Origin of the sequence: Pseudochrobactrum mosebachae (assembly GCF_048914685.1) — a bacterium.
Lineage (GTDB): Bacteria > Pseudomonadota > Alphaproteobacteria > Rhizobiales > Rhizobiaceae > Pseudochrobactrum.
Genome location: NZ_CP128409.1, coordinates 49555 through 75733 on the forward strand (window position 1 = coordinate 49555; position 26179 = coordinate 75733).

25 protein-coding genes and 1 tRNA gene are annotated in these 26179 nt (G+C 48.4%); 15 read left to right on the forward strand and 11 right to left on the reverse strand.

Annotated features, from left to right (window positions below; all coding sequences use genetic code 11):
* Positions 1-2 precede the first annotated feature (2 nt).
* Positions 3-1976 (forward strand): MacB family efflux pump subunit, encoded by a 1974-nt coding sequence (locus tag MP213Fo_RS14740; RefSeq protein WP_421091329.1) that lies wholly within the window; start codon positions 3-5, stop codon positions 1974-1976.
* 308 nt (positions 1977-2284) lie between these two features.
* Positions 2285-2971 carry an outer membrane protein gene (locus tag MP213Fo_RS14745; RefSeq protein ID WP_421091288.1) on the forward strand — a complete coding sequence of 229 codons (687 nt, stop codon included), beginning with the start codon at positions 2285-2287 and terminating at the stop codon, positions 2969-2971.
* 45 nt (positions 2972-3016) lie between these two features.
* Here MP213Fo_RS14745 and MP213Fo_RS14750 read toward each other — a convergent pair whose 3' ends face one another.
* The 6 genes from MP213Fo_RS14750 to MP213Fo_RS14775 form a co-directional block, all read right to left on the reverse strand.
* A complete protein-coding gene (locus tag MP213Fo_RS14750; protein ID WP_421091289.1) occupies positions 3017-3775 on the reverse strand; it encodes an SURF1 family protein in 759 nt (252 codons plus the stop codon).
* Positions 3776-4020: 245 nt separating this feature from the next.
* Positions 4021-5274, reverse strand: coding sequence for a plasmid replication protein RepC (gene repC / locus MP213Fo_RS14755; protein ID WP_421091290.1), 1254 nt, complete (start codon positions 5272-5274; stop codon positions 4021-4023).
* A 277-nt stretch (positions 5275-5551) separates the two neighbouring features.
* Positions 5552-6691 (reverse strand): plasmid partitioning protein RepB, encoded by a 1140-nt coding sequence (repB, locus tag MP213Fo_RS14760; RefSeq protein ID WP_421091291.1) that lies wholly within the window; start codon positions 6689-6691, stop codon positions 5552-5554.
* Positions 6688-8010, reverse strand: coding sequence for a plasmid partitioning protein RepA (repA, locus tag MP213Fo_RS14765; RefSeq protein ID WP_421091292.1), 1323 nt, complete (start codon positions 8008-8010; stop codon positions 6688-6690). The genes repB and repA overlap by 4 nt, the downstream gene beginning before the upstream one ends.
* Positions 8011-8298: 288 nt before the next feature.
* The gene (locus MP213Fo_RS14770) at positions 8299-8901 is read right to left on the reverse strand and encodes an IMPACT family protein (RefSeq protein ID WP_421091293.1); all 603 of its coding nucleotides are present in this window, start codon (positions 8899-8901) and stop codon (positions 8299-8301) included.
* A gap of 184 nt (positions 8902-9085) precedes the next feature.
* On the reverse strand, positions 9086-9727 hold the full coding sequence (locus MP213Fo_RS14775; RefSeq protein WP_421091294.1) for a TetR/AcrR family transcriptional regulator: 642 nt from the start codon (positions 9725-9727) through the stop codon (positions 9086-9088).
* Between the two features lie 164 nt (positions 9728-9891).
* Here MP213Fo_RS14775 and MP213Fo_RS14780 point away from each other — a divergent pair, with 164 nt between their 5' ends.
* On the forward strand, positions 9892-11928 hold the full coding sequence (locus MP213Fo_RS14780) for an FAD-dependent oxidoreductase (RefSeq protein ID WP_421091295.1): 2037 nt from the start codon (positions 9892-9894) through the stop codon (positions 11926-11928).
* Between the two features lie 230 nt (positions 11929-12158).
* Here the strand turns inward: MP213Fo_RS14780 and MP213Fo_RS14785 are convergent, their stop codons facing one another.
* From MP213Fo_RS14785 to MP213Fo_RS14795, 3 genes are all read right to left on the reverse strand, one after another.
* The gene (locus MP213Fo_RS14785) at positions 12159-13856 is read right to left on the reverse strand and encodes a thiamine pyrophosphate-binding protein (RefSeq protein ID WP_421091296.1); all 1698 of its coding nucleotides are present in this window, start codon (positions 13854-13856) and stop codon (positions 12159-12161) included.
* 637 nt (positions 13857-14493) lie between these two features.
* Entirely contained in the window at positions 14494-15045 is a 552-nt protein-coding gene (locus tag MP213Fo_RS14790) for a hypothetical protein (RefSeq protein WP_421091297.1), read from the reverse strand.
* A 236-nt stretch (positions 15046-15281) separates the two neighbouring features.
* Positions 15282-15638: a hypothetical protein gene (locus tag MP213Fo_RS14795; protein WP_421091298.1), complete on the reverse strand. Its 357-nt coding sequence runs from the start codon at positions 15636-15638 to the stop codon at positions 15282-15284.
* 453 nt (positions 15639-16091) lie between these two features.
* On the opposite strand from MP213Fo_RS14795, the gene MP213Fo_RS14800 reads away from it, so the two are divergent.
* A complete protein-coding gene (locus tag MP213Fo_RS14800; RefSeq protein WP_421091330.1) occupies positions 16092-16595 on the forward strand; it encodes a GNAT family N-acetyltransferase in 504 nt (167 codons plus the stop codon).
* A gap of 187 nt (positions 16596-16782) precedes the next feature.
* Positions 16783-16971, forward strand: a complete 189-nt coding sequence (locus tag MP213Fo_RS14805) for a DUF5681 domain-containing protein (protein WP_421091331.1) — start codon at positions 16783-16785, stop codon at positions 16969-16971.
* Between the two features lie 428 nt (positions 16972-17399).
* On the opposite strand, the gene MP213Fo_RS14810 is transcribed toward MP213Fo_RS14805, so the two are convergent.
* Positions 17400-17474: transfer RNA gene (locus MP213Fo_RS14810), tRNA-Thr, on the reverse strand.
* A gap of 150 nt (positions 17475-17624) precedes the next feature.
* Here MP213Fo_RS14810 and MP213Fo_RS14815 point away from each other — a divergent pair.
* The 10 genes from MP213Fo_RS14815 to crcB all read left to right on the forward strand — a co-directional run bounded on the left by MP213Fo_RS14815 (position 17625) and on the right by crcB (position 24446).
* Positions 17625-17828: a hypothetical protein gene (locus tag MP213Fo_RS14815; RefSeq protein WP_421091299.1), complete on the forward strand. Its 204-nt coding sequence runs from the start codon at positions 17625-17627 to the stop codon at positions 17826-17828.
* Positions 17829-18273: 445 nt separating this feature from the next.
* On the forward strand, positions 18274-19563 hold the full coding sequence (gene murA / locus MP213Fo_RS14820; RefSeq protein WP_421091300.1) for a UDP-N-acetylglucosamine 1-carboxyvinyltransferase: 1290 nt from the start codon (positions 18274-18276) through the stop codon (positions 19561-19563).
* A 179-nt stretch (positions 19564-19742) separates the two neighbouring features.
* On the forward strand, positions 19743-20186 hold the full coding sequence (locus MP213Fo_RS14825; RefSeq protein WP_421091301.1) for a DUF2948 family protein: 444 nt from the start codon (positions 19743-19745) through the stop codon (positions 20184-20186).
* Positions 20187-20195: 9 nt separating this feature from the next.
* The gene (hisD, locus tag MP213Fo_RS14830; protein WP_421091302.1) at positions 20196-21488 is read left to right on the forward strand and encodes a histidinol dehydrogenase; all 1293 of its coding nucleotides are present in this window, start codon (positions 20196-20198) and stop codon (positions 21486-21488) included.
* A 139-nt stretch (positions 21489-21627) separates the two neighbouring features.
* Complete coding sequence (locus tag MP213Fo_RS14835) at positions 21628-22110, forward strand: UPF0262 family protein (protein ID WP_421091332.1); 483 nt, start codon at positions 21628-21630, stop codon at positions 22108-22110.
* A gap of 4 nt (positions 22111-22114) precedes the next feature.
* On the forward strand, positions 22115-22579 hold the full coding sequence (locus MP213Fo_RS14840) for a low molecular weight phosphatase family protein (RefSeq protein WP_421091303.1): 465 nt from the start codon (positions 22115-22117) through the stop codon (positions 22577-22579).
* Between the two features lie 126 nt (positions 22580-22705).
* Positions 22706-22924 (forward strand): translation initiation factor IF-1, encoded by a 219-nt coding sequence (gene infA / locus MP213Fo_RS14845; protein WP_002965531.1) that lies wholly within the window; start codon positions 22706-22708, stop codon positions 22922-22924.
* 41 nt (positions 22925-22965) lie between these two features.
* A complete protein-coding gene (locus MP213Fo_RS14850; RefSeq protein ID WP_421091304.1) occupies positions 22966-23598 on the forward strand; it encodes a Maf-like protein in 633 nt (210 codons plus the stop codon).
* Between the two features lie 49 nt (positions 23599-23647).
* Entirely contained in the window at positions 23648-23860 is a 213-nt protein-coding gene (gene yacG, locus MP213Fo_RS14855; protein WP_421091305.1) for a DNA gyrase inhibitor YacG, read from the forward strand.
* 199 nt (positions 23861-24059) lie between these two features.
* Complete coding sequence (crcB, locus tag MP213Fo_RS14860; RefSeq protein WP_421091306.1) at positions 24060-24446, forward strand: fluoride efflux transporter CrcB; 387 nt, start codon at positions 24060-24062, stop codon at positions 24444-24446.
* Positions 24447-24554: 108 nt separating this feature from the next.
* Here the strand turns inward: crcB and MP213Fo_RS14865 are convergent, their stop codons facing one another.
* On the reverse strand, positions 24555-25880 hold the full coding sequence (locus MP213Fo_RS14865; protein ID WP_421091307.1) for an NAD(P)/FAD-dependent oxidoreductase: 1326 nt from the start codon (positions 25878-25880) through the stop codon (positions 24555-24557).
* Positions 25881-26179: the final 299 nt, after the last annotated feature.

A 26179-nucleotide genomic window follows, 5' to 3' on the forward strand; every position in this document is an offset into this window, starting at 1 on the left:
TGATGGATAAAGCACTGATTACGCTTGAAAACCTATATCGTCACTATCCGTCCGGCGATGGTTTTACCACAGTCTTAAAAAATATTAATCTTACGATCAGCCAAGGTGAGATGGTCGCAATTATCGGCGCTTCCGGCTCCGGTAAATCAACGCTGATGAATATTCTCGGCTGTCTTGACCGCCCTTCTGAGGGAAAATATTTTATTTCAGGCCGCGAAACCTCGGATCTTGAAGCAGACGAGCTTGCAGAATTGCGCCGTGAGCATTTCGGGTTTATTTTTCAGCGCTATCATTTGCTCAATGAATTGTCGGCCGTCGGTAATGTTGAGATACCGGCGATTTATGCAGGCCAAAGCCGAGAGCGCCGTCAGGAACGCGCGACCGAGATTCTTGAACGGCTTGGTATGGCAGACAGAACGCATCACCGGCCAGGCCAGCTCTCAGGCGGGCAGCAGCAGCGCGTATCAATTGCACGTGCTTTGATCAACAATGCCGATGTTATTCTTGCCGATGAACCAACTGGTGCACTGGACAGCCATAGCGGTGAAGAGGTTCTCAAAATCCTCGAAGAGCTGCATAGTGAAGGCAAAACAATCATCATTGTAACCCATGACCGCAATGTGGCGGCGCGGGCAGAGCGGATTATTGAAATCAGTGATGGCGAGATAATTTCGGATACAACACGAGAAAGACCAGCAGACAGTGATCTGCGTGCAGTTTCTATGACAGCAGCTGCTGTACCCGCAATCGGCCCTTCATCAACATTAGCCATGGCTATGGATCGCTTTAGCGAGGCATTTATGATGGCGCTGCGCTCCATGAATGCCCATCGCTTGCGTAGTTTTTTGACAATGCTGGGCATTATCATTGGGATTGCCTCGGTTGTTTGTGTTGTAGCCCTTGGTAAGGGCTCGCAAAAACAGGTACTTGAACAGATCAGTAACCTTGGCACCAATACGCTTGATATTTATCCCGGTAAAAGCTTTGGTGACAGATATGCGGGGCGTATCACCACGCTGACGATTGATGATGCCAATGAACTGTCTAAGCAACCCTATATTATGGCCGCAACTCCCACCGTCAACACGTCCGCAACAGTACAGTTTAACGGAGTTGAGGCCAATGCGCTTATCCTGGGTGTCAGTGATCAGTATTTTACTACCCGTGGCAGCAAGCTGGCGACCGGGCGGTTTTTTGACAAAAACAGCATCAATAACATCGCTTTAGAGGCTGTGATCGATGAGAATACACGCAAAACTTTGTTTGCTAACTTACCAGACAGTCCTATCGGGCAGATAATTATTCTGAACAATGTACCAGTACGGGTTGTTGGTATCGTGCAGCCGGAACAAGGAGGTTTCGGCTCCAATGACAGTCTTTCAATTTATCTGCCATATACAACCGTACAGATTCGCATGACCGGATCACGGATCTTACGCAGCCTCTCCTTGCGGATCAGCGATGATACAGCGCCCGATCTGGCAGAGAAGGCCGTGAAAACGTTTTTAATCCAGCGTCATGGCTCCGAAGATTTTTCAATACTGAATACAGACGATATCCGTAAAACCATTACCAATACAACGCAGGCTTTAACACTTTTAGTGTCGGCAATCGCTTTGATATCATTGCTTGTAGGCGGTATCGGTGTGATGAACATCATGTTGGTTTCAGTGTCCGAGCGTATTAACGAAATTGGTGTGCGTATGGCCGTTGGCGCACGTCGTTCTGATATTTTACAACAGTTTCTGATTGAGGCGGTGCTGGTCTGTCTGATCGGTGGCTTACTAGGCATTCTATTAGCAATGAGTTTCGGCTGGGTGTTCCAGATGTTTAATACGCCGTTCCAGCTGATCTATTCACCGTTTTCGATCGTTGCAGCCTTTATATGCTCAAGCCTGATTGGTATTTGTTTCGGTTTTCTTCCGGCACGTAACGCTTCAAAACTTGATCCCGTCGCAGCACTTTCCCGTGATTGAAACCAGTAAAATTATACAAGCCAGAGCATTTCACTTTCAAGTTGAATCAACTTGAAAGATATCACAATGCAAAACTCTAAAATCTAGAGCGAGCTCTGCGTTCCAACCTGGACGTGACCCGCTCTAGTTACAATCCGTATAAAATGAATATATCTGTTTTTCATTTTAATAAACGATATTATTTCATGTTTAATTATATCCATGATACAGAAAAGAATAAAATCACATATTTTGTGTTGTTGATTTACTAATTTATTTCCGAAATTAAAAATCGATACTTAAATTATTCAAGTATAAAGGAGATTATATTGAAGAAATTATTGTTGTTATCTATTATATTTATTGCAAATAATGTAACCTCATCCTATGCAGCAGATGTTATTTATCATAGCCCGGAAGCTCCGGCATATGATGAAGCATCAATCTGGAATGGTGCTTATATTGGCGCGCAGATTGGTTACGACTGGAATCAAAATAGCATCCAACAAGACTTTTCCGTTAATAATAACGGCCCAATCGCTGGTATTTATGCCGGTTATAACTGGGAGTTTTCTAATAATTACTTACTTGGTCTTGAGGGCGACGTTAATTATACGAATTTAAGTAAGCAGTCACATTATACAAAATTTGGACCGACACCGCCGGATGACAGGGATTTTATATGGAGCACGCAACTACAATGGGAAGCAGCATTGCGTATGCGGTTTGGTATCAATTACGGCCGTGCTTTACCCTATTTAGCTGCCGGCGTTAGTTTAGCAGGTGTTAAGAACAACAATCTGGCTCAAGAAGCACCATATATAAGCACTGATGATAATACTACGAGAGTTGGTTACACACTCGGTGCTGGTCTAGATTACGCTCTAACTAATAATTTGCTGTTACGTACCGAGTATCGTTACAGTGATTATGGATCAAAATCAGTATTTAATGATACTGGTGATTTTAAATTATCTACAAACAGCGTTCGTCTTGGTATTGCATATAAGTTCTAATATATCCAACACCGGTATGATTCACATGAAACATACCGGTGTTGTTTATTCAGATGCCTGATCGGATTTACGCTTGCGGCGAACTTCATAATAGATCAGATAAATTGTCATCCCAAGCACCATTAAAGCTAATGAGAACCATGTGAAAGCATAGGCTAAATGATTATCCGCGAACTTTACCACCGTCATGCCACCTATTGGCCGGTCAATGCGGTTTTGGCTGGCATCCGCATCAACAAAATATGGCAGCACATTTCTTAAACCCAAGTTCTCGGCAAATGCTTGGGTATCACGAGAATACCAGATGTTCTGTTCAGGCTTATTCTGGCGCAGAAAAAACCCTTTAGGCTCTGTGAGCCTTAACAAGCCGGTTACCACAGTCTCGCCCTCAATCTGGCCTGACGCACGGCTTGCGGGATCGCGCTTTGCAGTAACAACATAGCCACGATTAACAAACAGAATTTCACCATTATCCCGTTGAAATGGCGTTAAAATCCAATAGCCGGAGCCTTTTTCCGTAAGAGCGCCAACTTGAATCTCCTGAGTGTTCAAATACTGCCCGCTCACTTCAACGGCTCTGTATTCGAGCGCTTTTTTATCGGCGACTGCCCATTCTCCACTCTCCGGGGCTTTGCGCGGCGCAGCATGAATATTTTGCTCAACACGCGCGATTAAATCCTGTTTCCAGCCATATCTTTGTATCTGCCAGCTACCAAGCCCGACCAAAAAACTGATCAGTAGCAAAGCTATGACTGTGATCAGAGCAATTTTGGTTTTAATTCTGATTGCAGGCTTTATCGTCATTTCATATCACCTTACAGAGCTATGTTGTATTTAGTGCTGTTTACACTAGAGCATTTCGTAGTCCAATGGAATCATTGGGCGGCCACGATAATGCGTAAAAACAATAACTTAGAGCGGATAACATTCAGGTTGGATCACAGCTCTAGATTTTAGAGTTTTCGCATTGTGATACCTATCAACTTGATAGTGAAATGCACTAGAGAGCGATAGAGGCCAACTATCTCTCTCACATCTCTCTTGTCGCTTTAATGGCGTGTGTTTTCTATCGCCCGAAGCACGGGTTTGATGGAATACTGACCGATTGCAGCGCGTTCTGTGAGTTTTCGTAAATATCCGCCAGCTGAATGTATGGTCTCAGAACGTTCAAGAATAGCTGCAATGGTGATGGCTGCATTGATATCTCCCATGATGAAACAGGCCTGTTGCCATGCTGAATTAGTAATCCCCAGCATAGAGCGAATATGTCCTGCGGTTATCATCAGATCAGCCCAGTTGTGGATACCACGCGCAGCATAACCTGCAATTTGGGGGCATGCGCTTAGAATATCCTTCAATGACGTATCTGATTTTGCAGGATTGCAGGCTTTATTGTTGATTTTATGGGTGGTGGTGCCTGGTAAAATTGGTTCATTGGTAATGTCTGGTTTATCGTTGGTATCTTTATCTAGATATTCTATATTTGAATTCTGAATGTGGTGCTCAATTTCATGCTCACTGGCGCTCATTTCTGGCTCAGAAAGCATTGAAACATATAGATTTTCCACATCATGACGCAAAATACCCAGTGCGTGTTCCCTCGCAGTCAGATTTTCAATCGAACCATTGCGCTCGACGCGACCTGAAAGTGCTTGTAAACGCTCAGCAAGGCCTATCCAGTCGCCAGCTCTGTTCTCTAAACAGGCTGCCTGAATTGTTTTGGCAATATCGCGTAAATGAATGGTGATTGTGAAACGCAGCTGTTGGCGTTTGCGGGAAATATCACGTGCCTGTTCGGCATGCGCTTCAATTTCAGCTGCTTTAAACACCAGAGGTGCGAGATCAAAGCCAAAGGCCATGGCAATTTCACCATCACTGTTGCGGCGGACAAAGCGCTTGCCGTTCGGGCTGTCCCGGCGAAGAATAAAGCCAAGCTGAACGAGATGCGCAAGATGACGGCGGATTGTTGGTGCCGACATACCACGCAAACGCATTGATAATTCATGATTGGATGGAAAAACAATCAATGGCGCGCGGGCATCGAGCAATTTATCGCCATAGAAGCTCAGCAGAACCTCTAATACCGAGATGGTACGATGGCTTATCTGATAGCTTTCACGCGCTTCGGTTAAAGCGCGCAGCAGTTTCCAGCGGTCAACTGTGCAGAGCTTGGCCGCCTTGCTGCTATCAGCCTGTACAGACTGCGCCTGCTTTTGAGATTGACGAAGTGTTTCGTAATTCAAAAAATGCGCAGCATTCATCATTCGCCCGCCAAATGGGGACGTCGCAAAGTGCTCTGTCATTTGTTACCTCGTTTGAGGCAAGCAAAAACACTGCCGGAACGCTACCGACTCTTGACTTTTTATCTCGAAAGTGATTCTCTCTAATTGCTACATCGAAAGAGGGCTTCCGGTTCGGTCACGTTCAGGGGGCCTTTTTTCTTGCCGTTTTTCCTTATTCTGTTGGTTTAACGCTGTTACACATAATCAACTGATGCTGTGGTCACGGTTGTATTTTTCATTTTGTATCCCCTTCTGTTTCAGACATAAATTTAATCCGGATCAGTATTGGGGGGATAGATTATTTATCTTTGGTGTTGCAAAACTTGTCGTAAAGCTCCGGTAATTGCTCTGCCAGATAGGTTGCAAAGCCTTGTGCATCACGGTGTTGCAGGTCGAAATGTGCCCTGCCCTGCTGTGAAAAATATTTTCCGAGGCGCTCTCCGTTCCGTGAAGTTATGCTCCGTTCAGGTAGTTTTTCTGACCGCGCCGTCGTTGGCAGGCTCAGCTTGTTGAGGATCAACTGAAACCGCATATCGCTTTCAGCATCTTTAAATTCATGCTCGGCAATATAAGTCTGAGCACGTTTTAAAAGATTTTTATCTTTGAGTGTCTCTGCAAGCTGCATCCAGCGCGGGCGGCCAACTTTTGGTGCTGGGCCGATTGCCCGGATGATTTGTTCCGGCACGGATGATGCGACTTGAAGGAAACGGGTCATTTCAGCCTTATGCAGCGATAGAGCGTCCTGCACCATGCTGCGGTCAAAGCCCCGTTCAATCAAAGATTGGGCAAACAATGCGCGCTCAATGAAAGAAAGATTACGACGCTCACTGTTTTCTTTGCCCTGCGCCAGCACAAGCTCTGTATCGCTGAGCTGTTTGATCAGTGCTTTAACCGGCAAACCAAGCCGTGCCGCAGCCCGCATACGACGATGACCATAGGCTGCCTGAAAACGGCCCGGAGTTTCGGGATGCGGACGGACTAAGATTGGCACTTGCTGGCCATGCTGATGCAGGCTCTGAATGAGGCTCAGAAATTCCGGATCATCAGTTTCCTGGCGGGTTAAACGATCCTCAACGAACGAGCCGTCAATCAATGCGGCATCAAGTTCAACAATTTGATCGCCTTTTGCCAGACTTTTAGACAGCTGTTTGGCAGTCTCAAGCTCTCGAGACATATCGGCTAGCGATAATCCCATGGCTTTTACTGCACCGGAACGGCTGGCAGCAGAACGTATGGCCGGCTCGGCAGGCTTTTGCGGTGCATATGCCGGTTGTTGAGCCAGTTGTGGAGGCAGCTGTTGATGTTGTGTATTGGTATGAACAGCCTCTGTCTCTGAGTGGGTATGTGTCTCAGGCTGGTCTTCTGTTTTGATTACTGGCTTTGGCTCAGGCGGCGGCGCACCAAACAGCGCTTTCAACTGGTTTTTACGGCTGTTCATGCCTTCCCTCCCCTCGCCTGCCGGTTCCAGGCTGCGTAAATCAGGGCCTCAACCTCACTGTTGACAGCTGTCAACGATTCCATCGCCCTGTCATAGGTGACACGGCTGAAATTCTCACGGCCAACCTCATACAGTGTTTGTTTGGTGAGGCCTGCGTCTGAAACCGCTGTGGATTTTACCATCGGTGAGGTTAGAACACGGTCGCCGAACTGGGCGCGAAGGAAGCCGGCAATTTGTGCCTGCGGACCATCATTGGGTTCATAACGGGTAATCAGATAGCGCAAAAAGTCGAAATTGAGCGAACCACCGGCCTCACGGACAACCGAGAGAAGATCGGAGGTCATGAACAGGAACTGGCTCATCGACGCCACATCGAGCATTTGCGGATGCACGGTCACAATTACCGATGTTGCCGCGCACAGCGCTGATAATGTGAGAAAGCCAAGCTGCGGCGGGCAATCAAGCACCACCACATCATAATCACCGGCAACCGATTGCAGGGCTGCCTGAACACGGGTGAAGAACATATCCGTTGCAGGGCCGCGGCGCTCTGCAAGGACACGTGGTGTGGTATGTTCAAATTCCTGCAATTCAAGATTGCCCGGAACCAGATCCAAGCCGTCAAAATAGGTTTTGCGAATAATGTCGCGCAGCGGTCGCTGCGCTTCGTCATAACGGATAGCGCCATAAAGCGTATCATTGCCGCTCAGATCAAGCTCTGGCTGATAACCGAACAGCGCTGACATTGAGGCTTGCGGATCGAGATCAACCGCCAGAACCCGCAAGCCAGATAGCGCAAGATGCTGTGCCAGATGGGTGGTGGTGGTGGTTTTGCCCGAGCCGCCTTTAAAATTGGTGACAGCAATAACCTGTAAATGCTCGCCGCGTTCTTCATCACGATGCGGAACATAGCTACGGTTCTTATTGGTGTTTTGCTCGGTCAATAAACGGCGCAGTGCATTAATATCTTCAAGCGAATAAAGCCTGCGGCCACCGCTGCCGGTTTCCGGCTGCGGGCCCTCGCCCGCAATAGAGAGCTGGCGCAAATAGCTGTCGGATACGCCGATCAGTTTCGCCGCTTCGCTGCTGCTGAATTTGCGGAGGGTTTTGCGCGATGTCGGTGCAAATAAGCGCTCGCGCATCGCCTGTAACTGCGCAGATAACAGCTCGGCATCCGCGGCAATTGCCCGGTCTGCTGCCAGAGGTGCCTCCCCTGCCTTGCTTTCAGCCCGCAAATGTTGCTGAGCATCAGCCACTATTTCTGCCCAATCAGTTGTCACTTCACCAAACCTCTGTTCGCAGCCATCCGGAATCCCCATAATTGGCTGCTGTTATTGCCCATCATGCTACGATTCGGACAAAATTACTAATCTGTTAACGCTGTCTTTCAAATCAACACGGGAATACGCAAATAACACCGGAAACACCGAGTAACGGAAATCCGCTCAATATTTGAATTTTCTCGTTACTAAGGTGTAAAATCTACCGCAAAATGTCAAATTGTTTATAGTTAACGCGCGTTAACCGCTCTGCAACTCACTTGGAAGTAAGTGCAACAGCGTTGACAGCTGTCAACGCAACGCAGAAACAAAAATTATTGATGTATTTTAAAAGCTCAGATCTGCAGCATTGTCAGCGAGCTTAATGCGGCCATGGGTAAGGTCAGTCAGCAGGCCGATGATCTCAGCCTTGTGTGTAACCGGTATTTCAAGCTGCAGATCAGCGCCGGTATTATGAAACTGTTCATTTGATATACTGAGATGATCAAACCCACTCAACCGCGCTTTGATCAGTGCCAGTTCTGAAAAGTGACAACGGGCATACAGTGTTTCTGTGGCAACAAATTCAATTAGCTCTGCGGCGCGCAAGCATAAAGCTGCGGTGCCGCCATAAGCGCGGATTAATCCGCCGCTGCCCAGAAGCGTGCCGCCAAACCATCGCGTCACGATCACAATCACATAATCAAGCTCCAAACCGTCAATCGCCTGCAGAATAGGTTTGCCTGCGGTGCCACTTGGCTCGCCGTCATCGTTAAAACGATAATTTTGCCCCAGCCGCCATGCCCAGCAATTATGATTGGCGTCACTATAAGATTCACGGGCCAAAACCGCCTTTGCCTCATCTTCATTGGCAACGGGGGAGGCAATCGCCAGAAAACGGCTTCTTTTGATTTCTTGTTCAAAAGTTTCGCGCTTTTGCAATGTGAACATGAGGTAATTAAATTCCGGAGTTTTTTATGGGCTGAAAAGTTACTGGGTGAGGGATGAGAGTCATGCTCTTTCATCTATCAGAACTATTGCCACAGAGCAAAGCAGCCCAGCCTTGCTTGTCCGATCAGGTGAGGATTTTTGTGGGGCAATTGCCAGGCTGTTGACAGCTGTCAACGCCACCCACTTATTTGTAGCTATGGCGCTGATGAAAGCGGGCAAGCTCTGCCGCATTAGGCAGGGTGCCGGAAAAAATTGCCACATAGGCCGGAACACGCTGCATACGGATGCCGACATCTTCTTGCGTATTCATGCTGATATAACCGATCTGGGTTAAATACAGCGCGCGTGAGCGTACATCCGCAACAAGCGGCTCGCAGCCATGATGGACAAACATTGCTTTGATTGCCTCGAGCCTTATGCGATCCGCCTCTTCAAGTGCTTTTGAAACTTGCGGCGATTGAACACCCCAACTGCGCACCGCATGCTCAAAACTATTATCGAAGATTGCATTATCCAGCCAGCAGTCAAAAATGTTGAGCGTCGCCTCGGCAAGGCTCTGAGCATAGCTTGCGGCCTGTCGCAGCAATGCGGCAGTGTTCTTTTCCTGCCATAGGGTGAGCAAGGCCTCAAGCAATGCATCGCGGTCTTTGAAAAACCAGTAAAAACTGGTACGCGAAAGTTTAAGCTGCTTGGCCAGTGTCAGAATCTTGACGCTATCCACTCCGCTTTCGAGCAATAATTGATAAGCGGCCTCGAGCCAGATTTCTTGTGATCCGCGCCAGCCGGTCTCTGTATTTGGGTCGCTGGCTGCGTAACTATCGGTCATTTATACTCCTGATGCGTTGTATTTATCGCAATAGTATCAGTTGCTTAGTGTTCGAAATAGGGAATTACCTATCTGTACCTGCGATATAATGTACATCAATGTATATAAAATTGACACTACTGTACATTTTAAATAATCTTTCCTCAAAAAATAAGGGGAACGACATGATCAATGATCCGCTGCTGCAGCCATACCAGCTGAAACATCTCACTTTGCGCAACCGCATTATAACGACCTCGCATGAGCCCGCCTATCCTGAGGATGGCATGCCAAAAGATGCTTATCGCGCTTACCATGTTGAGCGCGCCAAAGCGGGCGTGGCTCTGACAATGACGGCAGGTTCGGCAACTGTCTCGCGCGACAGCCCGCCGGTGTTTAATAATGTGCTCGCTTATAAAGATGAAGTTGTGCCGTGGCTGAAGGCACTGACAGATGAATGTCACGAGCATGGTGCGGCGGTGATGATCCAGCTTACCCATCTTGGCCGGCGCACGCGCTGGGATAAAGGCGACTGGTTGCCAGCTGTCACCGCATCTCATGAGCGGGAAGGGGCGCATCGTGCGTTTCCAAAGCGCCTTGAAGATTGGGACATTGAGCGCATCATTAAAGACTTTGGCGATGCGGCCGAGCGGATGCAGGCTGCGGGCCTAGATGGTATAGAACTACAGGCCTATGGCCATTTGATCCAGCAATTCTGGTCGCCGGCAACCAATGATCTTGATGGGCCTTATGGTGGCACGCTCGATAACCGGCTGCGCTTTACCTTTGACATATTAGCCGAAATCCGCAAACGCGTTGGCAATGAATTTATTGTTGGTATGCGATATACCGGCGATGAAATGATGCCCGATGGTCATGATGCGGAAGAGGGGATTGAAATTTCCCGCCGCCTTAAAGACAGCGGCATGGTTGATTTTCTCAATGTGGTTCGCGGCCATATTGATACCGATCCGGCGATGACGGATATGATCCCGATTCAAGGCATGGCCAATGCGCCGCATCTGGATTTTGCCGGTGAAATTCGTGCAGCCACCAATTTCCCGACCTTTCACGCTGCTAAAATTCCTGATGTGGCCACCGCACGTCATGCCATTGCCTCTGGCAAGCTGGATATGGTTGGCATGACCCGCGCCCATATGACGGACCCGCATATTGTGCGTAAAATTATGGAGGGCCGTGAAGATGATATCCGGCCATGTGTGGGGGCCAATTATTGTCTCGACCGGATTTATCAGGGCGGCGCGGCTTATTGTATTCATAATGCTGCAACCGGCCGCGAGCTGACTATGCCGCATGATATTGCCAAAGCTGCGCATAAAAAGAAAATTGTGATTGTCGGGGCAGGGCCTGCCGGTATGGAAGCCGCACGTGTTGCCGGTGAACGCGGGCATGAGGTGGTGGTATTTGAAGCGGCGGATAAAGCGGGAGGGCAGATCCGCCTTACGGCGCAATCGCCCCGCCGACGTGAAATGATCAGCATTATTGATTGGCGTTTGGCGCAATGTGAGCGGCTCGGCGTTACGCTCAAATATAACAGCTGGGCCGAGCAGGCTGATATTGATGCGGAAAATCCTGATGTGGTGATTATTGCAACCGGCGGTATGCCGCATACTGAAATGCTGCCGGAGGGCAATGATCTGGTGGTTTCAACATGGGATATATTGTCCGGTGATGTAAAACCGGCAAGCAATGTGCTGATTTTTGACGATGCAGGCGACCATGCGGCGCTGCAGGCGGCAGAGGTGCTGGTAAAAGCTGGTGCCAAAGTGGAAGTCATGACACCGGATCGCAGTTTTGCGCCGGAGATTATGGCGATGAATCTGGTGCCCTATATGCGCTCATTGCAAAAAGACGGCGTTACATTCACCGTTACTTATCGTCTCGATAAGGTGACGCGGGAGGGCAATGGTCTGCTTGCCCATATCGGCAGTGATTATGGTGGCGTTGCAAAACAACAAAATCACGATCAGATATTGATCAATCATGGCACCAGACCGCTTGATGATCTGTATTTTGAGCTCAAGCCGCTGTCGCGCAATCTGGGGGCAGTGGATTATGATGATCTGATAAATGGTCGTACGCAGCAGCGTAACAGCAACCCGCAAGCAAAATACCAGCTGTTCCGGATTGGTGATGCGGTGTCTGCACGCAATACGCATGCGGCAATTTATGATGCTTTGCGTTTGGTGAAGGATCTTTGATAAAAATCCCCCTGCCCTTCTCGCAAGAAGGGCAGGGGGCCTTCGGGGGGTATACCAGCCTCTATGGCAGGTAAGTGTATTCATAAGCGGTGAAGCGATTGCTGCTTAACCTGAATGTTACCCGTTCTAAAGCATTTCACTATCAAGTTGAATCAACTTGATAGGTATGACAATGCGATAAAACTAGAATCTAGAGCGAGCGCTGCGATCCACACCGAATGTTACCCGCTCTAGTTCTTCTGTGCAGCCAGTGCCTGTTCACGCATAGCACTGAGGCTCATTTTGGGGGTAATCGCTTCCTGATCAATGCGGATTTCGATCAGGGCAGGCTTGCCGGATGCAACCGAGCGCTCGAATGCCGGTGCAAAATCTTGCGTTGTTGCAACAACCTCACCATGCAATCCATAGGCCTGTGCCAATGCCGCAAAATCCGGATTAGCCAGCGCAGTACCGGAAACACGACCCGGATAAGTGCGTTCCTGATGCATACGGATGGTGCCATACATGCCATTATTGACCACGATAAATACCACACGTGCATCATATTGCATTGCGGTGGCCAATTCCTGACCATTCATCATGAAGCAACCGTCACCGGCAAAGGCAATCACAGTGCGGTCACGGTCTGTGATTTTGGCAGCAATGGCTGCCGGCACGCCATAGCCCATTGAGCCGTTGGTGGCGCCGAGCTGGGTACGGTAGGTTTTATACTGGTAGAAACGATGTGGCCAAGCGGTGTAATTACCGGCTCCTGTGGTCATAATCGTATCTTCCGGCAGGTTTTCACGCATCCATTGCATGATTTCACCCATCTGCACATCACCCGGAATTTGCGCATGCTGCAGATTTTCAGTGTAATTGCTGTTAAGCTGCGCAGTCCAGCCGGCCCATTTATCAGAGCCTACTTTACCCAGTGCACGCAATTGCTTGGCAAATGCACCCATGGTCGCATTGATGGGCAGGGTAGGGTAATAAACGCGGCCCAGTTCTTCTGCACCGCTATGCACATGCACCAGCTTTTGCGCCGGCACCGGAATATTGACCATTGTATAGCCGGCACTGGTCATTTCACCGATACGCGCACCCACAACCACCAGAAGATCACTGTCTTTGATGCTCTGGATCAGTTTCGGGCTGGCCGATGTGCCAAGCTCGCCGGCATAATTAGCCAGCGTATTATTATAAAGATCCTGACAGCGGAAAGAGGTGGCCACCGGCAGATTATTGGCTTGGCAAAAATCGGCTATATCGGCAACTGATTGCTGATCCCAGCCGCTGCCACCGAGAATAACTACCGGACGCTCGGCATGTTGCAAAAGTCCGCTCAGTTCCTGCAATTGTTCATCACCGGCAGAGATCGCCAGCTTTTTATGCGCCGGCACATCTTCAACACTGGCAAGCGTTGTCAGCATATCTTCCGGCAAGGCAACAACCACAGGGCCCGGACGACCATTGACCGCACGGTGAAACGCCTGACTGACAAGCTCCGGAATACGCTTCACATCGTCAATCTGCACAACCCATTTGGCCATTTCACCAAACATGCGGCGGTAGTCGACTTCCTGAAATGCTTCACGCTCAACCTGATCACTGGCAACCTGCCCGATAAACAGGATCATTGGAGTTGAATCCTGAAAGGCGGTATGCACGCCCACCGATGCATTGGTGGCACCGGGGCCGCGGGTTACAAAAGCAATGCCGGGTTTGCCCGTGAGCTTGCTATAGGCTTCGGCCATATAGGTCGCGCCGCCTTCCTGGCGGCAAACAATTAGTTCAATCTCGTCCTGTACATCGTGCAATGCATCCAGTGCCGCCAGATAGCTTTCACCCGGCACACAAAAAGCCCTGTCCACGCCGTTAATACGGAGTGCATCAATCAGGATTTCTCCACCCGTCCGATTGTTGCTTTTGTTTTTCATAACCGACATTTCCTCACGAATGAACTTCCCGCACTGACTGCAACCATAGCGGTATCCCCGAATGATCTTGGTTACCTTGATTACGGTTAACAGCCGTCCCAACCTGTTCCCCACAGATAAAAGACTATGGGAATACAATGTTAAAATGCAGCTTAGTCAACATTGGTGATAAGCAATTGTGCTGATTATTGCTAACATAGTGCATGACATGCATCATTGATGTCGAAGTGCAGGCTGAAATCACACATAAAGCCGTTTATAAGCAGCAATGACAGGCTGTTTGTCGTTAGCGCCTTTGGCACAAATTGGGGTGTTATGACGTGAGCACCAAGTCTCCGCCGCTTTTGGGGAGTGTGTTGAGCTGCAATGCCATGCCCCTTTAAAAATGACCATTTATCATCACTTATGTACCATGGCTATTGGTCGCAAATTGCGGGTTTGGACCTTTGGCTAGAGCACTTCACTATCACGTTGAATCAACTTGATAGGTATCACAATGCGAAAAAGCTAAACTCTAGAGCGATCGCTGCGATCCACCCCGATCGTTACCCGCTCTAAGCTTGCCACAACAAGTAAAATTGGCGGGTAAACTATAATGGGGGGGGGCGATCTTACAACACTACCAGTAATAATTTTCTGATTTCGTTTATATAGATAATATTTGTCGAGAGATGTAGATGATTACGATCGCGATCTGCACATTAGGGTGCTTAAAAAATGCTGCAAGTACACACAAAAACAATGTGATTGATGCATGAAGCAGAAGCGATGGGCTTATATTCCCTCCGGCAACAATCGCTCTGGTAATATCTATAACCCAAGTTAAGGCTAGAAGAGTAAAAAACCAATATCGGCGATGAATGAAAAAGTCCTGATAGCCTTTGTATTCTAAAATATCATCAGGAAATAACAATGCGGTCATCAGAAAAAGAGTAATTACATAACTAATCTGGAATACAAACGCTACAAAAGTCCATTCAACTTGTTTTGCCAGCAGGACACTCCACCACCAAAATAAAATGAGTTCAAGTAGTATGGAAAAGACCCACAACAAGTGAAGCACTGAAACTCGCTTTCGCTTTGGATGCTGTAGAAATGTGGCTACCCCAGATAATATGCGAGCTATTGAGAGGCTTATGATCATAGCAATCAGAATGCGGACATGTGTGAAGATCTCAATAAGCTGTGTTTTGTCCATAGAAATATCTAACCTTCTGAGGTTCATGCGAATTTAGTTAGGTATTGATACGCATTGGGCAGTTATTAGCCTTGATACAATTAAGACTTAGCAACCTTGCTTACATCGTATGTAGCAAGATTTCGAGTCTCTCAACAGCGGCTTAGTTGATGGTTTTGAGACAGTAAAGGCTCGAGGTATTATGTTAGCGGTATAGCCTGACTTAGAAACTTACTCATTCGCCGATTTTGGTGGCGTTAATTATGGGACTCGTCTTTTTTAGTTACAGTTTGCAGCTTTCTTTTAAGTTCCGGAGAAATACCTTCTTCTTTTTCGGCTATGTGACGAAGTACAGCGCCCATACTGTTTACTTCGTCGGCCATATCGTGAATGAATTCTACATCCAATTTGTATTTCGTGTTCGTTTTTTCTAACTTCGTAATAGCAGCTCTGAGGTCGTTGATAAGAGGTAATTGATCCTCAAATGTACTCGCTAAGCGTGCGATAATTTCTTCAATGCATATATTAACGCGGACGGTCTTTATAATCTGCAAAATGCGGGTAGGGCGCTGAATGCTCGTCCAAATCTTTTCATCCGCTAAAAAACAGCGCATCAATGTTCGGTGATGCGCTACCAAACAGCAGGGCTAAAGCAGCCCTCACGGCAATTGCATTGTAAAAGAATGCAACATTATTTAATGCCATTCCTCATATCATCGGGGTAATCCGATTTGAGAGGCGACTTAAACGGCTGTTTTTTTATTTCAGCTGCGTCTTATTATCTTCACAATTGACAGCTATATATCGGTCATAGGCATTGCTAAGCAGCGCGTATCTCACAGCGCTCGCAAATGTCTTCATCAATTTAGACCTTTGACCACGGATGTACTGGCACTGGAAATTAAATGATGAGTAGGAAGGTCGGTGCAATTTTGCCCCGGCCTTTTTTATTGCACAACAGTACCGGCCACGCTTCTTAAAAATGCTGATCAGGCTTGTCGGTATTCAGAATTGCGGCACTGCAAATTCAAATATTATTGACGACCTAACAATAAGGTTGTTATTCAATCCACATGATTATACGTCCAGAACACCCACAAGATTTTAAAGAAATCCGAACGCTAGTCACCTCTGCGTTCAAAGGTGCACCCCATAGTGCTGGAACCGAAGGCGCCATTGTTGACTCCCTAAGGAAGGGTAACGCTTTAACCGTCTCTCTAGTGGCAGTCCAAGATGGTGAGATTGTAGGTCATGTCGCATTTTCTCCAGTTAAAATCGAAGGCACAGGAGAAAATTGGTATGGTCTTGGCCCCGTAGCTGTGCATCCTAACCAACAGCGTAAAGGAATAGGCTCCAAACTGATAGAGGCAGGACTTGAGCAAATAAAATCCCTTAGTGCTGCCGGTTGCGTCGTGTTGGGTGATCCACTTTATTATTCTCGATTTGGGTTCAAGGTTGATGCTAGCTTGAGTTTTCCGGATGTCCCTGCTGAGTATTTCCAGTGTTTGGATTTTGTGATTAGCCAGCGGCAAGGCGTTGTCATTTATCATGAGGCTTTTTATGGGGCCTAAGCCGCTTAACAATTAGTCCTGAGCACCTGTAATCAGACCCAAATCCTGTCAACAATGGCGGGGTTTTTTATTGTCTAAACATCACCGGCGAAAGGATAACTAATGAGCGATGAAGCGCCGGTAACAGGCAGGCCGACAGAGTACAAATCAGTGCTGCTAACGGCGTGAGAACAGCACGAAAAAGACAATCGGAACCCCATTTCAGAAGGGCGTCTCAGGCAATCCTACGGGTCGACCAAAGGGGATTGCGGCTAAAGCCAGGGAGCACGCAGACAAGGCCATAGAGGTAATTGTTGCCGGAACGGATAACGCTGATCCGCGCGTTAAGATTGCAGCGGCAAAGAAATCCTCGACCGTGGTTATGGCAAACCTTTGACCATGACCGCAGATGTAACCAACAAGCTTGAGGAATTTGATAATGAATCCCTCGATGCTGCAATCTCTGCACTCCGAACAGTTATAGGCTCTGTTGAGCAAGATGGAGAAGGAGAGGTTGCACCTACAGTGCATTAGCAGGCTCACCCGCGGCGCAACTCGTGCGCCAAATCCGTTAAATTGTTTACGTTATATACGCTTAATGTTTATTAAATCTTCCTGATTCATGGAAGAGTCAAGAATGATTGTGGGTTACGTTAGAAGCCTGTGAATTATGAGGAGTGATTGCTTCGTCAAAGTCGATTCGATTTAGAACGAGTGACGAACAGCATGCACGAGTCTGTTCATGCTATATTTTGTGGATTTGAACAGAAATGAAAAAGTATCCAAATAAGGTGCTTTATAAGGCATTGTATGTTTTGGGAAAACTGGTGCTGCGAGGGAGGTTCGAACTCCCGACCTCTCCATTACCAATGGAGTGCTCTACCACTGAGCTACCGCAGCATACTGTCTGTTGCGGCGGACTTCTGACATAAGATTCCATAAACCGCAAGCGTCTATTGCAATTCTTTTTGCTTTAATCTCAAAAACATCCCTTGCCTGTGCATATGTATGCTTTTCCAAACCGGTTTGCTCGTGTAAAAGGGCTTCACAATGAGCAAGAAGCAACAAACACCATCCCAAAAAGAAGAAGCAGATCAGCGTGCTAAGCGAAGATCTGAACAATTGCGTGCGAATCTCATGCGACGTAAAGCACAGATTCGCTCACGGCGCTCCGGGGCTGAGGATGAGCGTGAAGAGGGGCTTCCGGCCGTTCTCCAAAGCGATACAAACGAAGGTACTGATGGTAGTGATTAAAGATCGCCGTAAGGATGTCTTGAAACGTTAAGGCATAAATTTCTGGTTGCAAAGAGTGTCGCGAGAAATGCTCACTACAGACTGATAATGGTTTTATGTGAAATTGCTTTTTATAAAAGCCATATTTCTGATTGATTAAGCCATTTGTGTCAGTACAAGACTGCTGAGTTGTTCAGTACAAATAAAGCATAGAGCGGTTACAGAAAAAGTGGAAACCTGTTTTCCATGTGAAACTGCAAAACAAAATAAATAGAGCATTTTGATGGTTCAATCTAAAATGAAACTGCTCTAGACCTTGGCCTCGTCAGGGTACATAAACGTAATAAACCGGAGCCGTGCAGCAACAGGATAGTCTGTGGCTGCCAGACAACAGGCTGTCTAAGTGAAAAAGCGAAATACAATATGTATAGCGCTGACCATGACACCGCCGTGAAAGTGAAGAATTATGGATCGTATTAAAATCATCGGCGGCAATAAACTGAACGGCATTATTCCTATTTCCGGTGCGAAAAATGCGGCTCTGCCTCTGATGATTGCATCGCTGCTGACGAATGAAACGCTGACGCTGGAAAACATGCCGCATTTGGCGGATGTTGAGTTGCTGACACGCATTCTCGGTAATCATGGTGCGGATTATTCAATCAATGGTCGCCGCGGTCATCAAAATGGTTCTTATGAGCGTACGGTTCATTTTACCACTAAAGATATTGTCGATACCACAGCACCTTATGAACTGGTTGCTAAAATGCGCGCCAGTTTCTGGGTGATTGCGCCCTTGCTGGCACGTGCCGGTGAAGCCAATGTTTCACTGCCGGGTGGCTGCTCTATCGGGACACGTCCGGTTGATCTGATGCTCGACAGCCTGATCGCGCTTGGTGCGAAAATTGATATTGAAAATGGTTATGCGCGCGCCACAACCACCAATGGTTTGGTGGGTGCAGAATTTACTTTCCCTAAAGTATCAGTGGGGGCCACCCATGTGGCGCTGATGGCGGCGTGTCTTGCCAAGGGTGATACCATTATCCACAACGCGGCTTGCGAGCCGGAAGTGGTTAATCTTGCCGATTGCCTGAATGCTATGGGCGCAAAGATTGAAGGTGCCGGCACACCGACAATCCAGATTCAAGGTGTCACCAGTCTGAAAGGTGCGCGCGTTCGCGTGATTCCGGATCGTATTGAGACCGGCACTTATGCAATGGCTGTTGCCATGACCGGCGGTGATGTTGTGTTGCAAAATACCCGCGCCGATCTGCTGACATCAGCCTTGGATACACTGCGTCTTACCGGCACGGAAATTACCGATGTTGAAAACGGTATTCGTGTGGTTCGTAATGGTCATGGTATTGAGCCGGTAGATATCACCACTGATCCGTTCCCGGGCTTCCCGACCGATCTGCAGGCGCAGTTCATGGGGTTGATGACCAAAGCCAAGGGGACATCGCATATTACAGAAACGATTTTCGAAAACCGTTTCATGCATGTTCAGGAGCTGGCGCGTCTTGGCGCTAAAATCTCACTGTCTGGGCAAACTGCGACTGTGGAAGGCGTGGAGCGCCTCAAAGGTGCGCCGGTGATGGCCACGGATCTGCGCGCATCAGCAACGCTTGTCATTGCCGGTCTTGTGGCTGAAGGTGAAACCACGGTCAATCGTGTGTATCATCTTGACCGCGGCTTTGAGCGGCTTGAAGAAAAACTCTCCAATTGCGGTGCGGAAATCTCACGCATTAGCGGCTAGAGCGGTTTTCCTGCTTCAAAAAAACTGAAAACGCTCTAAACGGAATTTGCAGATTTATACGGATATGACCCCGATTTGTTTTACAAGTCGGGGTCATATTTTATGGTGACTGTGATTATAGTGTAGTGCTTTTTTACTGTAAGTGCTTATATCGTAACACAGATGGTTCAGGAGAGTGGATGCGTATGCTTAAACTTGTGGCGTTGGACGAAGATGACCTCCAGATTATTTCTGCCCATGTGCAGGATGCAGTTCTGAAGGTCAGCGATCTCGATTACCGCCCGCAGGAGCAGCGTTTTGTGCTGGCTTGCAACCGCTTTGTCTGGGATCAAAAACCGGCACAAAAGCGCGGTCGACAAAATTTTGAGCGCCGCCGCAGCGTTTTGCATTTTGACCGTGTAACCAATGTGCGGGCTTTGAATATCAACCGTACAAATACCGATGATGTGCTGGCATTGCTGGCAATTAATTTTGAACCATCCGATGCACCGTCTGGTGTGATTGAGTTGGTTTTTGCAGCAGACAAGACCATTCGTCTGACTGTAGAAGTGATTGAAATGCGACTTGTTGATCTGGGACCTGCATGGGAAACCGGTAATAAACCGGATCATATTACGGAGTGAGGACTTAGCGTGGTGCAAACGCTCATACATAGTGCTGCAGATTTTGAAAGCCGCTTTGCGGATTTTCTGACAGGCAAGCGTGAAGTTTCTGAAGATGTTGACCGGGTGGTGCGCGAAATCGTGCAGCAGGTGCGTTTGCACGGCGATCAGGCGCTGATTGATTATTCCAAACGGTTTGACCGGATTGATCTGGCACAAACCGGTATTATGGTCACCGCAGAAGAAGTGGCTGAAGCCGTTAAAAATGCCGATCAGGCGGTGATCGATGCTCTGATTGTCGCGCGTGACCGCATTGAATCTTATCATCAGCGCCAGCGGCCTAAAGATGATTATTATACCGATGCGATTGGCGTAGAGCTTGGCTCGCGCTGGACCGCGGTTGAATCGGTCGGGCTTTATGTACCGGGCGGCACGGCGAGCTACCCAAGTTCTGTGCTGATGAATGCGGTGCCTGCCAAAGTTGCCGGCGTTGAGCGTATTGTTATGGTGGTGCCGTCGCCGGATGGAGCCTTGAACCCGTTGGTTCTGGTTGCTGCGCATCTTGCCGGCGTTTCAGAAATTTACCGCATTGGCGGTGCACAGGCTGTAGCAGCACTCGCTTATGGTACGGAAACCATTAAAGCAGTTTCCAAAATTGTCGGCCCCGGCAATGCCTATGTGGCTGCTGCCAAGCGCTTGGTATTTGGCACTGTGGGTATTGATATGATTGCGGGCCCGTCTGAGGTGCTGGTGGTTGCCGATAGTGATAATGATCCGGATTGGATTGCGGCCGATCTTTTGGCGCAGGCAGAGCATGATGCGGTTGCCCAGTCTATTCTGCTCACCGATGATGCCGCCTTTGCAACAGCGGTTGAAGAGGCCGTTGAGCGCCAGTTGCAGACCTTACCGCGTGAAGCGATTGCGCGGGCAAGCTGGCAGGATTTTGGCGCTGTTATTCTGGTCAATGATTTTGAATCCGCACTTGCGCTGATTAATCGCATTGCCGCCGAGCATCTGGAAATTGCAGTTGCTGATCCGGATGCTCTATTGCCTAAAATCCGCAATGCCGGTGCCATCTTTATCGGTAAATATACACCGGAAGCCATTGGTGATTATGTTGGCGGGCCAAACCATGTGTTGCCCACGGCACGTTCGGCACGGTTTTCTTCCGGTCTTTCCGTGATGGATTTTGTCAAGCGTACCTCATTGCTGAAACTTGGCGCAGAGCAATTGCGCAAGCTTGGGCCCTCAGCAATTATTCTGGCAGAAACGGAAGGGTTGCAGGCGCATGGTCTGTCAATCTCACGACGCTTGAATATGTAATTCCGGAGCAGTTTCAGGAACTGTGAAAACGGTTTCTGAAGCTGCATTCAATCAAAGACAGGGCGCTTTTCGTAATACGAAAAACGGTCTGGATAGCAAGGAGGCAAGCGAACTTAAACTGTTCACTTGCGGAGGGATGATGACCGGCAAATGTGAAACAGCCCGGCTGATAGATGTGGAACTGGACGAAACCATCGGCCAGTCAACCCCGGATATTGAGCATGAGCGGGCTGTGGCGATTTTCGATCTCATCGAAGAAAATAGTTTTGCACCAGTTGGCGACAGCAAAAGCGGGCCTTACCGTTTACGGCTGTCGGTCATTGAAAAACGGCTGATATTCAATATCACGCGGGAAGAGGGCGAGGCGGTTGCAACGCATATTCTCTCGCTATCACCGTTGCGAAAAGTAGTTAAAGACTATTTTCTGATTTGCGAAAGCTATTATGCTGCAATCCGTTCAGCCACGCCAAGCCGGATTGAAGCCATTGATATGGGGCGGCGCGGTTTGCATAATGAGGGGTCTCAAACTTTGATGAACCGCCTTGAAGGCAAAATCGATATTGATTTTGATACTGCGCGGCGTTTGTTTACACTGGTTTGTGTTTTACATTGGCGCGGGTAAACAGATGAGCAAACAATCAGAGCAGCCTCCAGTGCCAGATTTTTCGCCTGTGAAAAATCCCGATTCGATTCTGTTTGTTTGCGGTATGAACGCAATCCGCTCGCCCATGGCCGAGATTCTCACACGCTCGATGCTCAAGGGTAAGGTATATGTGGCATCAGCCGGTGTAACGCGCGGCGAGCGTGATATGTTTGTTGATGCCATACTCGCAGAAGACGGATTATCGTTAGAGGAGCGCCAGCCCGTTGGTCTGGAAGAACTCAATGACGGTTACTTTGACTTGATAATTACGCTAACACCACAAGCGCATCATGTTGTTTTGGAGCGGATGCGTAGCTTTGCAAGTAATGTTGAATATTGGCCAATGCCGGATCCGACATTGGTAACAGGCTCCAGAGATCAGCGATTATCGGCATATCGTGATGTACGAGATCAGTTAAAACGGAAAATAACCACACGTTTTCTGTAAACTACAGCTGCTTTTACAACATAGTTATTTCAGTTGTTCACAAACGGACTCTAATCATATAGGTTCCGCGCAAATTCAGACTTTCTGCGCGATGCAGAACAGATTAACAAAAAAGACAGGTTACGTATGGCTAAAGAAGAAGTCCTTGAGTTCCCGGGCGTTGTAACGGAACTTTTGCCGAATGCTATGTTTCGGGTGAAACTCGAAAACGAACACGAGATTATCGCTCATACGGCTGGCCGTATGCGTAAAAACCGTATCCGCGTACTGGCTGGCGACAAGGTACTGGTTGAAATGACCCCTTATGATCTGACCAAAGGTCGTATTACCTATCGCTTTAAATAATAGATTTTCGGCAATTGCCGTGTCCGGACTGATTATTCATTATGGTTGCATCTGTATCATTTCCGCTTGTACTGGCTTCGGCATCACCGCGACGCGTTGAGCTGCTGGCGCAGGCCGGTCTTGAACCGGATTTTTTGCAACCGGCTGATATTGATGAAACACCGTTGCGCGCAGAACATCCGCGTTCACTCGCACGGCGTTTATCTCGTCAAAAAGCTGAAAAAGCGCAAGCTAAGCTCAAAAATAATGCCGACTACCAGTCTGCTTTTATTTTAGCAGCGGATACAGTTGTCGGCGTCGGACGGCAGATCCTGCCAAAAGCTGAGAGCGCTGAAACGGCATTGGATTGCCTGCGGCTGCTTTCAGGACGGACGCATAAAGTTTTTACCGGTGTTTGCCTGATAACCCCGAAAGGGGCGATCCGGCAAACATTGGTTGAAAGCCGTGTGCGCTTTGACCGGCTGTCACGCCGGCAGATGGATGCCTATATCAGCTCCGGTGAATGGCGCGGCAAAGCCGGCGGCTATGCAATTCAGGGGCTGGCAGGTAGTTTTGTCGTTAAAATGGTTGGTTCATACAGCAATATTGTTGGCCTGCCATTGCATGAAACACTGGCAATGCTGGAAGGTGAAAACTTTCCGGTCTATGATCAGTGGCATGAAGGCAAAGTGTGACACATACTGTTTTAACAACAGTTTGAACTCAGCATAAAAGGCAAATGTGATGAGTGATGAAAAGAAAACCGGCGCTACATTTGAAAATGTCACGCCGCTGCGGCCTGTCCGTCCGTGCCCTGAATGCGGCAAACCCTCACAGCGCGATAGCTACCCGTTTTGTTCGCCACGCTGTAATAGTGTGGATCTCAACCGCTGGCTCTCGGATGCTTATGTGATTCCGGGCAGACCTGTTGATGACAGTGATGTTGAAGACAACTAGAGCGGTTTACGTTTAAATTGGATCATGTAATCCGCTATAAGTTATTGTTTTTACGCATTATCGTGGTCGCCCAATGGTTCCATTGGGCTACGAAATGCTCTAGAGCATTTCACTATCAAGTTGAATCAGGAAAACCGGTTCCCACTTTTCCTGATCTGCTCTAAACTATAAATGCCGTTGCAACGCTTGAGGGGCAGATATGAATTTTCTTATTGTCTTTCTCGGCGCAGGTCTTGGTGGAGCGGCACGTTATGCTGTCAGTGTGCTTTTAGCCCGCTTCACTGGATTTACCGTTTTTCCGGTTGCAACTTTTACCGTCAATATCATCGGATCGCTGCTCATGGGCTTGCTGATTGGCTATTTCGCTGCGCGCAGCGATATGGGCGGCGTTCTCGCACAAAACTGGAAGCTGTTTTTAACCACCGGCATTATGGGTGGTTTCACAACATTTTCAGCCTTTTCACTCGAAACTGTGTTGCTGCTCGAGCGTGGCGATGGGGTCACCGCACTGGTCTATGTGCTGTCGTCGGTGATTTTAGGTGCTGCAGCCTTGCTGGCTGGGCTGTATTTGATGCGGCTGTTTTAGAGCGGGTAACGATCAGCTTGGATCGCAGTGCTCGCTCTAGATTCTAGATTTATCGTATTGTCAGACCTATCAAGTGGATTCAACTTGATAGTGAAACGCTCTAGCCCGCTACCACATTTCAATATGGATTTTTGAACCGTCACTGAAACGGTTGATGTGAAACGGTGCCGGATCAACCACCGGCTTTTCACCCGTTACCATATCTGCGACCAGCATGCCCGCACCGGGGCCGATGCCAAAGCCGTGGCCTGAAAAGCCGGTGGCGACAACGCATCCCGATAGTTGATCGAGGGGTGAAATGACGGGCACAATATCCGGTGTGGTATCAATCAACCCAGCCCATTGCTGTGCAATTTGAGCGTTTTTAAACACCGGCAGTGCCTGCTGCAATGCTTTGAAAACAGCGAGGTTGGCGGCCTCATATGGCTTCGGGTCAAGGATACGGATTTTCTCAAATATTGAAACCTGATCGGCAGGGCGGTTTTTCCATTCGAATGCTTCTTCCACAAAGCGCCTTCCTAAGCGCAGCCTTACAGTTTTCCATTCGGTGGCAAGTGCAGGCATAAATTTTGTGAAAAACCGGAAACTGTCCGGCACAATATCTGCAATACTGCCAGCAAGGCTTGCTACCGTATAACCGCCATCCAACCGTTTGCGCAGTGCAAAATCGGAAAAAGCAATGGCCGCATCAATGCCTGCCTCAAGAGCGGTGGTGCGGAGCACCGAGGAGCGCATTTTAAGCTGCGGTAAAGTGGTGCCGATACCGGCGCAGATCAGCCGTGACCAGCTGCCGCCTGCAATCACCACTGCCTGACAGCTGATCATGCCGTTTTCAGTGATGACACCGCTCACTGTACCATTGGTGGTTTCAATCTGGCGCACAGCACAATTTTGCATAATCACGGCACCCAGTTCACGAGCTTTTTCAGCCATTGCCGGTGCCGCTTTTTGTGGTTCGGCGCGGCCATCAACAGGGGTGTAGAGCGCACCATAGAGCGAGCGTTGCAAGCCAGGCGCCAAAGCTTCAGCCTGCTGCTTGCCAATCACAGTGCTGTCAATGCCATGCTCACGGGCGATCGCTGCCCATTCGCGCCATTTTTCCAGATTTTCTTCTTGTTCCGCGGCATAGGCTATGCCGGTGATTTTAAAACCGGTGTCCCGCTCCGTAAGCGCGTTCATACCCGACCATTGCTTCATGCTTTCAATGATCAGCGGTAGCTCGCGGGTATCGCGGCCGGTATGGCGGCACCAGCCCCAGTTGCGACTGGATTGTTCGCCGGCAATGATCCCTTTTTCAAGCAGTGTTACCGGTATACCGCGCTGCGCCAGATAAAGCGCTGTTGAAACCCCGATGATACCCCCGCCGATAACCACAACCTGCGTTTGCGCTGGCAATGCGGGTGAAGACTGAACTCGATCAAGATGGGGGCCCATAGAGTTTCCTTTAAGCAGTCCTGCTCTAGAGCGGGTAACGATCATGTTGGATCGCAGTGCTCGCTCGAGATTTCAGAGTTTCGCATTGTCATACCTCTCAAGTTGAATCAACTTGAGAGTAAAACTCTTTAGCCGGTACGGGATGGCAAAAGCGGTTTCAGCACATAGTTTCTGCTATGGCAGGCGATTCGACAATCCGTGAATGAAAAGGTTTGCTGGCAATAATTTTGTCATAAAACTGCGTAAGCTTTGTCTTGAAAGTGATTTAATAGATAATTTATCCACGATCTTTTTCTCAG

Bases quoted from the DNA above. Each gene is read 5' to 3' on its own strand.
- murA (WP_421091300.1), top strand. From the start codon at position 18,274: ATGGATCGTATTAAAATCATCGGCGGCAATAAACTGAACGGCATTATT.
- MP213Fo_RS14790 (WP_421091297.1), bottom strand. From the start codon at position 15,045: ATGGACAAAACACAGCTTATTGAGATCTTCACACATGTCCGCATTCTG.
- repB (WP_421091291.1), bottom strand. From the start codon at position 6,691: ATGAACAGCCGTAAAAACCAGTTGAAAGCGCTGTTTGGTGCGCCGCCG.
- MP213Fo_RS14750 (WP_421091289.1), bottom strand. From the start codon at position 3,775: ATGACGATAAAGCCTGCAATCAGAATTAAAACCAAAATTGCTCTGATC.
- MP213Fo_RS14740 (WP_421091329.1), top strand. From the start codon at position 3: ATGGATAAAGCACTGATTACGCTTGAAAACCTATATCGTCACTATCCG.
- MP213Fo_RS14825 (WP_421091301.1), top strand. From the start codon at position 19,743: ATGCGTATGCTTAAACTTGTGGCGTTGGACGAAGATGACCTCCAGATT.
- MP213Fo_RS14865 (WP_421091307.1), bottom strand. From the start codon at position 25,880: ATGGGCCCCCATCTTGATCGAGTTCAGTCTTCACCCGCATTGCCAGCG.
- MP213Fo_RS14795 (WP_421091298.1), bottom strand. From the start codon at position 15,638: ATGCGCTGTTTTTTAGCGGATGAAAAGATTTGGACGAGCATTCAGCGC.
- crcB (WP_421091306.1), top strand. From the start codon at position 24,060: ATGAATTTTCTTATTGTCTTTCTCGGCGCAGGTCTTGGTGGAGCGGCA.
- MP213Fo_RS14775 (WP_421091294.1), bottom strand. From the start codon at position 9,727: ATGACCGATAGTTACGCAGCCAGCGACCCAAATACAGAGACCGGCTGG.
- MP213Fo_RS14785 (WP_421091296.1), bottom strand. From the start codon at position 13,856: ATGTCGGTTATGAAAAACAAAAGCAACAATCGGACGGGTGGAGAAATC.
- MP213Fo_RS14780 (WP_421091295.1), top strand. From the start codon at position 9,892: ATGATCAATGATCCGCTGCTGCAGCCATACCAGCTGAAACATCTCACT.
- infA (WP_002965531.1), top strand. From the start codon at position 22,706: ATGGCTAAAGAAGAAGTCCTTGAGTTCCCGGGCGTTGTAACGGAACTT.
- yacG (WP_421091305.1), top strand. From the start codon at position 23,648: ATGAGTGATGAAAAGAAAACCGGCGCTACATTTGAAAATGTCACGCCG.
- MP213Fo_RS14840 (WP_421091303.1), top strand. From the start codon at position 22,115: ATGAGCAAACAATCAGAGCAGCCTCCAGTGCCAGATTTTTCGCCTGTG.
- repC (WP_421091290.1), bottom strand. From the start codon at position 5,274: ATGACAGAGCACTTTGCGACGTCCCCATTTGGCGGGCGAATGATGAAT.
- MP213Fo_RS14770 (WP_421091293.1), bottom strand. From the start codon at position 8,901: ATGTTCACATTGCAAAAGCGCGAAACTTTTGAACAAGAAATCAAAAGA.
- MP213Fo_RS14815 (WP_421091299.1), top strand. From the start codon at position 17,625: ATGAGCAAGAAGCAACAAACACCATCCCAAAAAGAAGAAGCAGATCAG.
- MP213Fo_RS14850 (WP_421091304.1), top strand. From the start codon at position 22,966: ATGGTTGCATCTGTATCATTTCCGCTTGTACTGGCTTCGGCATCACCG.
- repA (WP_421091292.1), bottom strand. From the start codon at position 8,010: ATGGGGATTCCGGATGGCTGCGAACAGAGGTTTGGTGAAGTGACAACT.
- MP213Fo_RS14835 (WP_421091332.1), top strand. From the start codon at position 21,628: ATGACCGGCAAATGTGAAACAGCCCGGCTGATAGATGTGGAACTGGAC.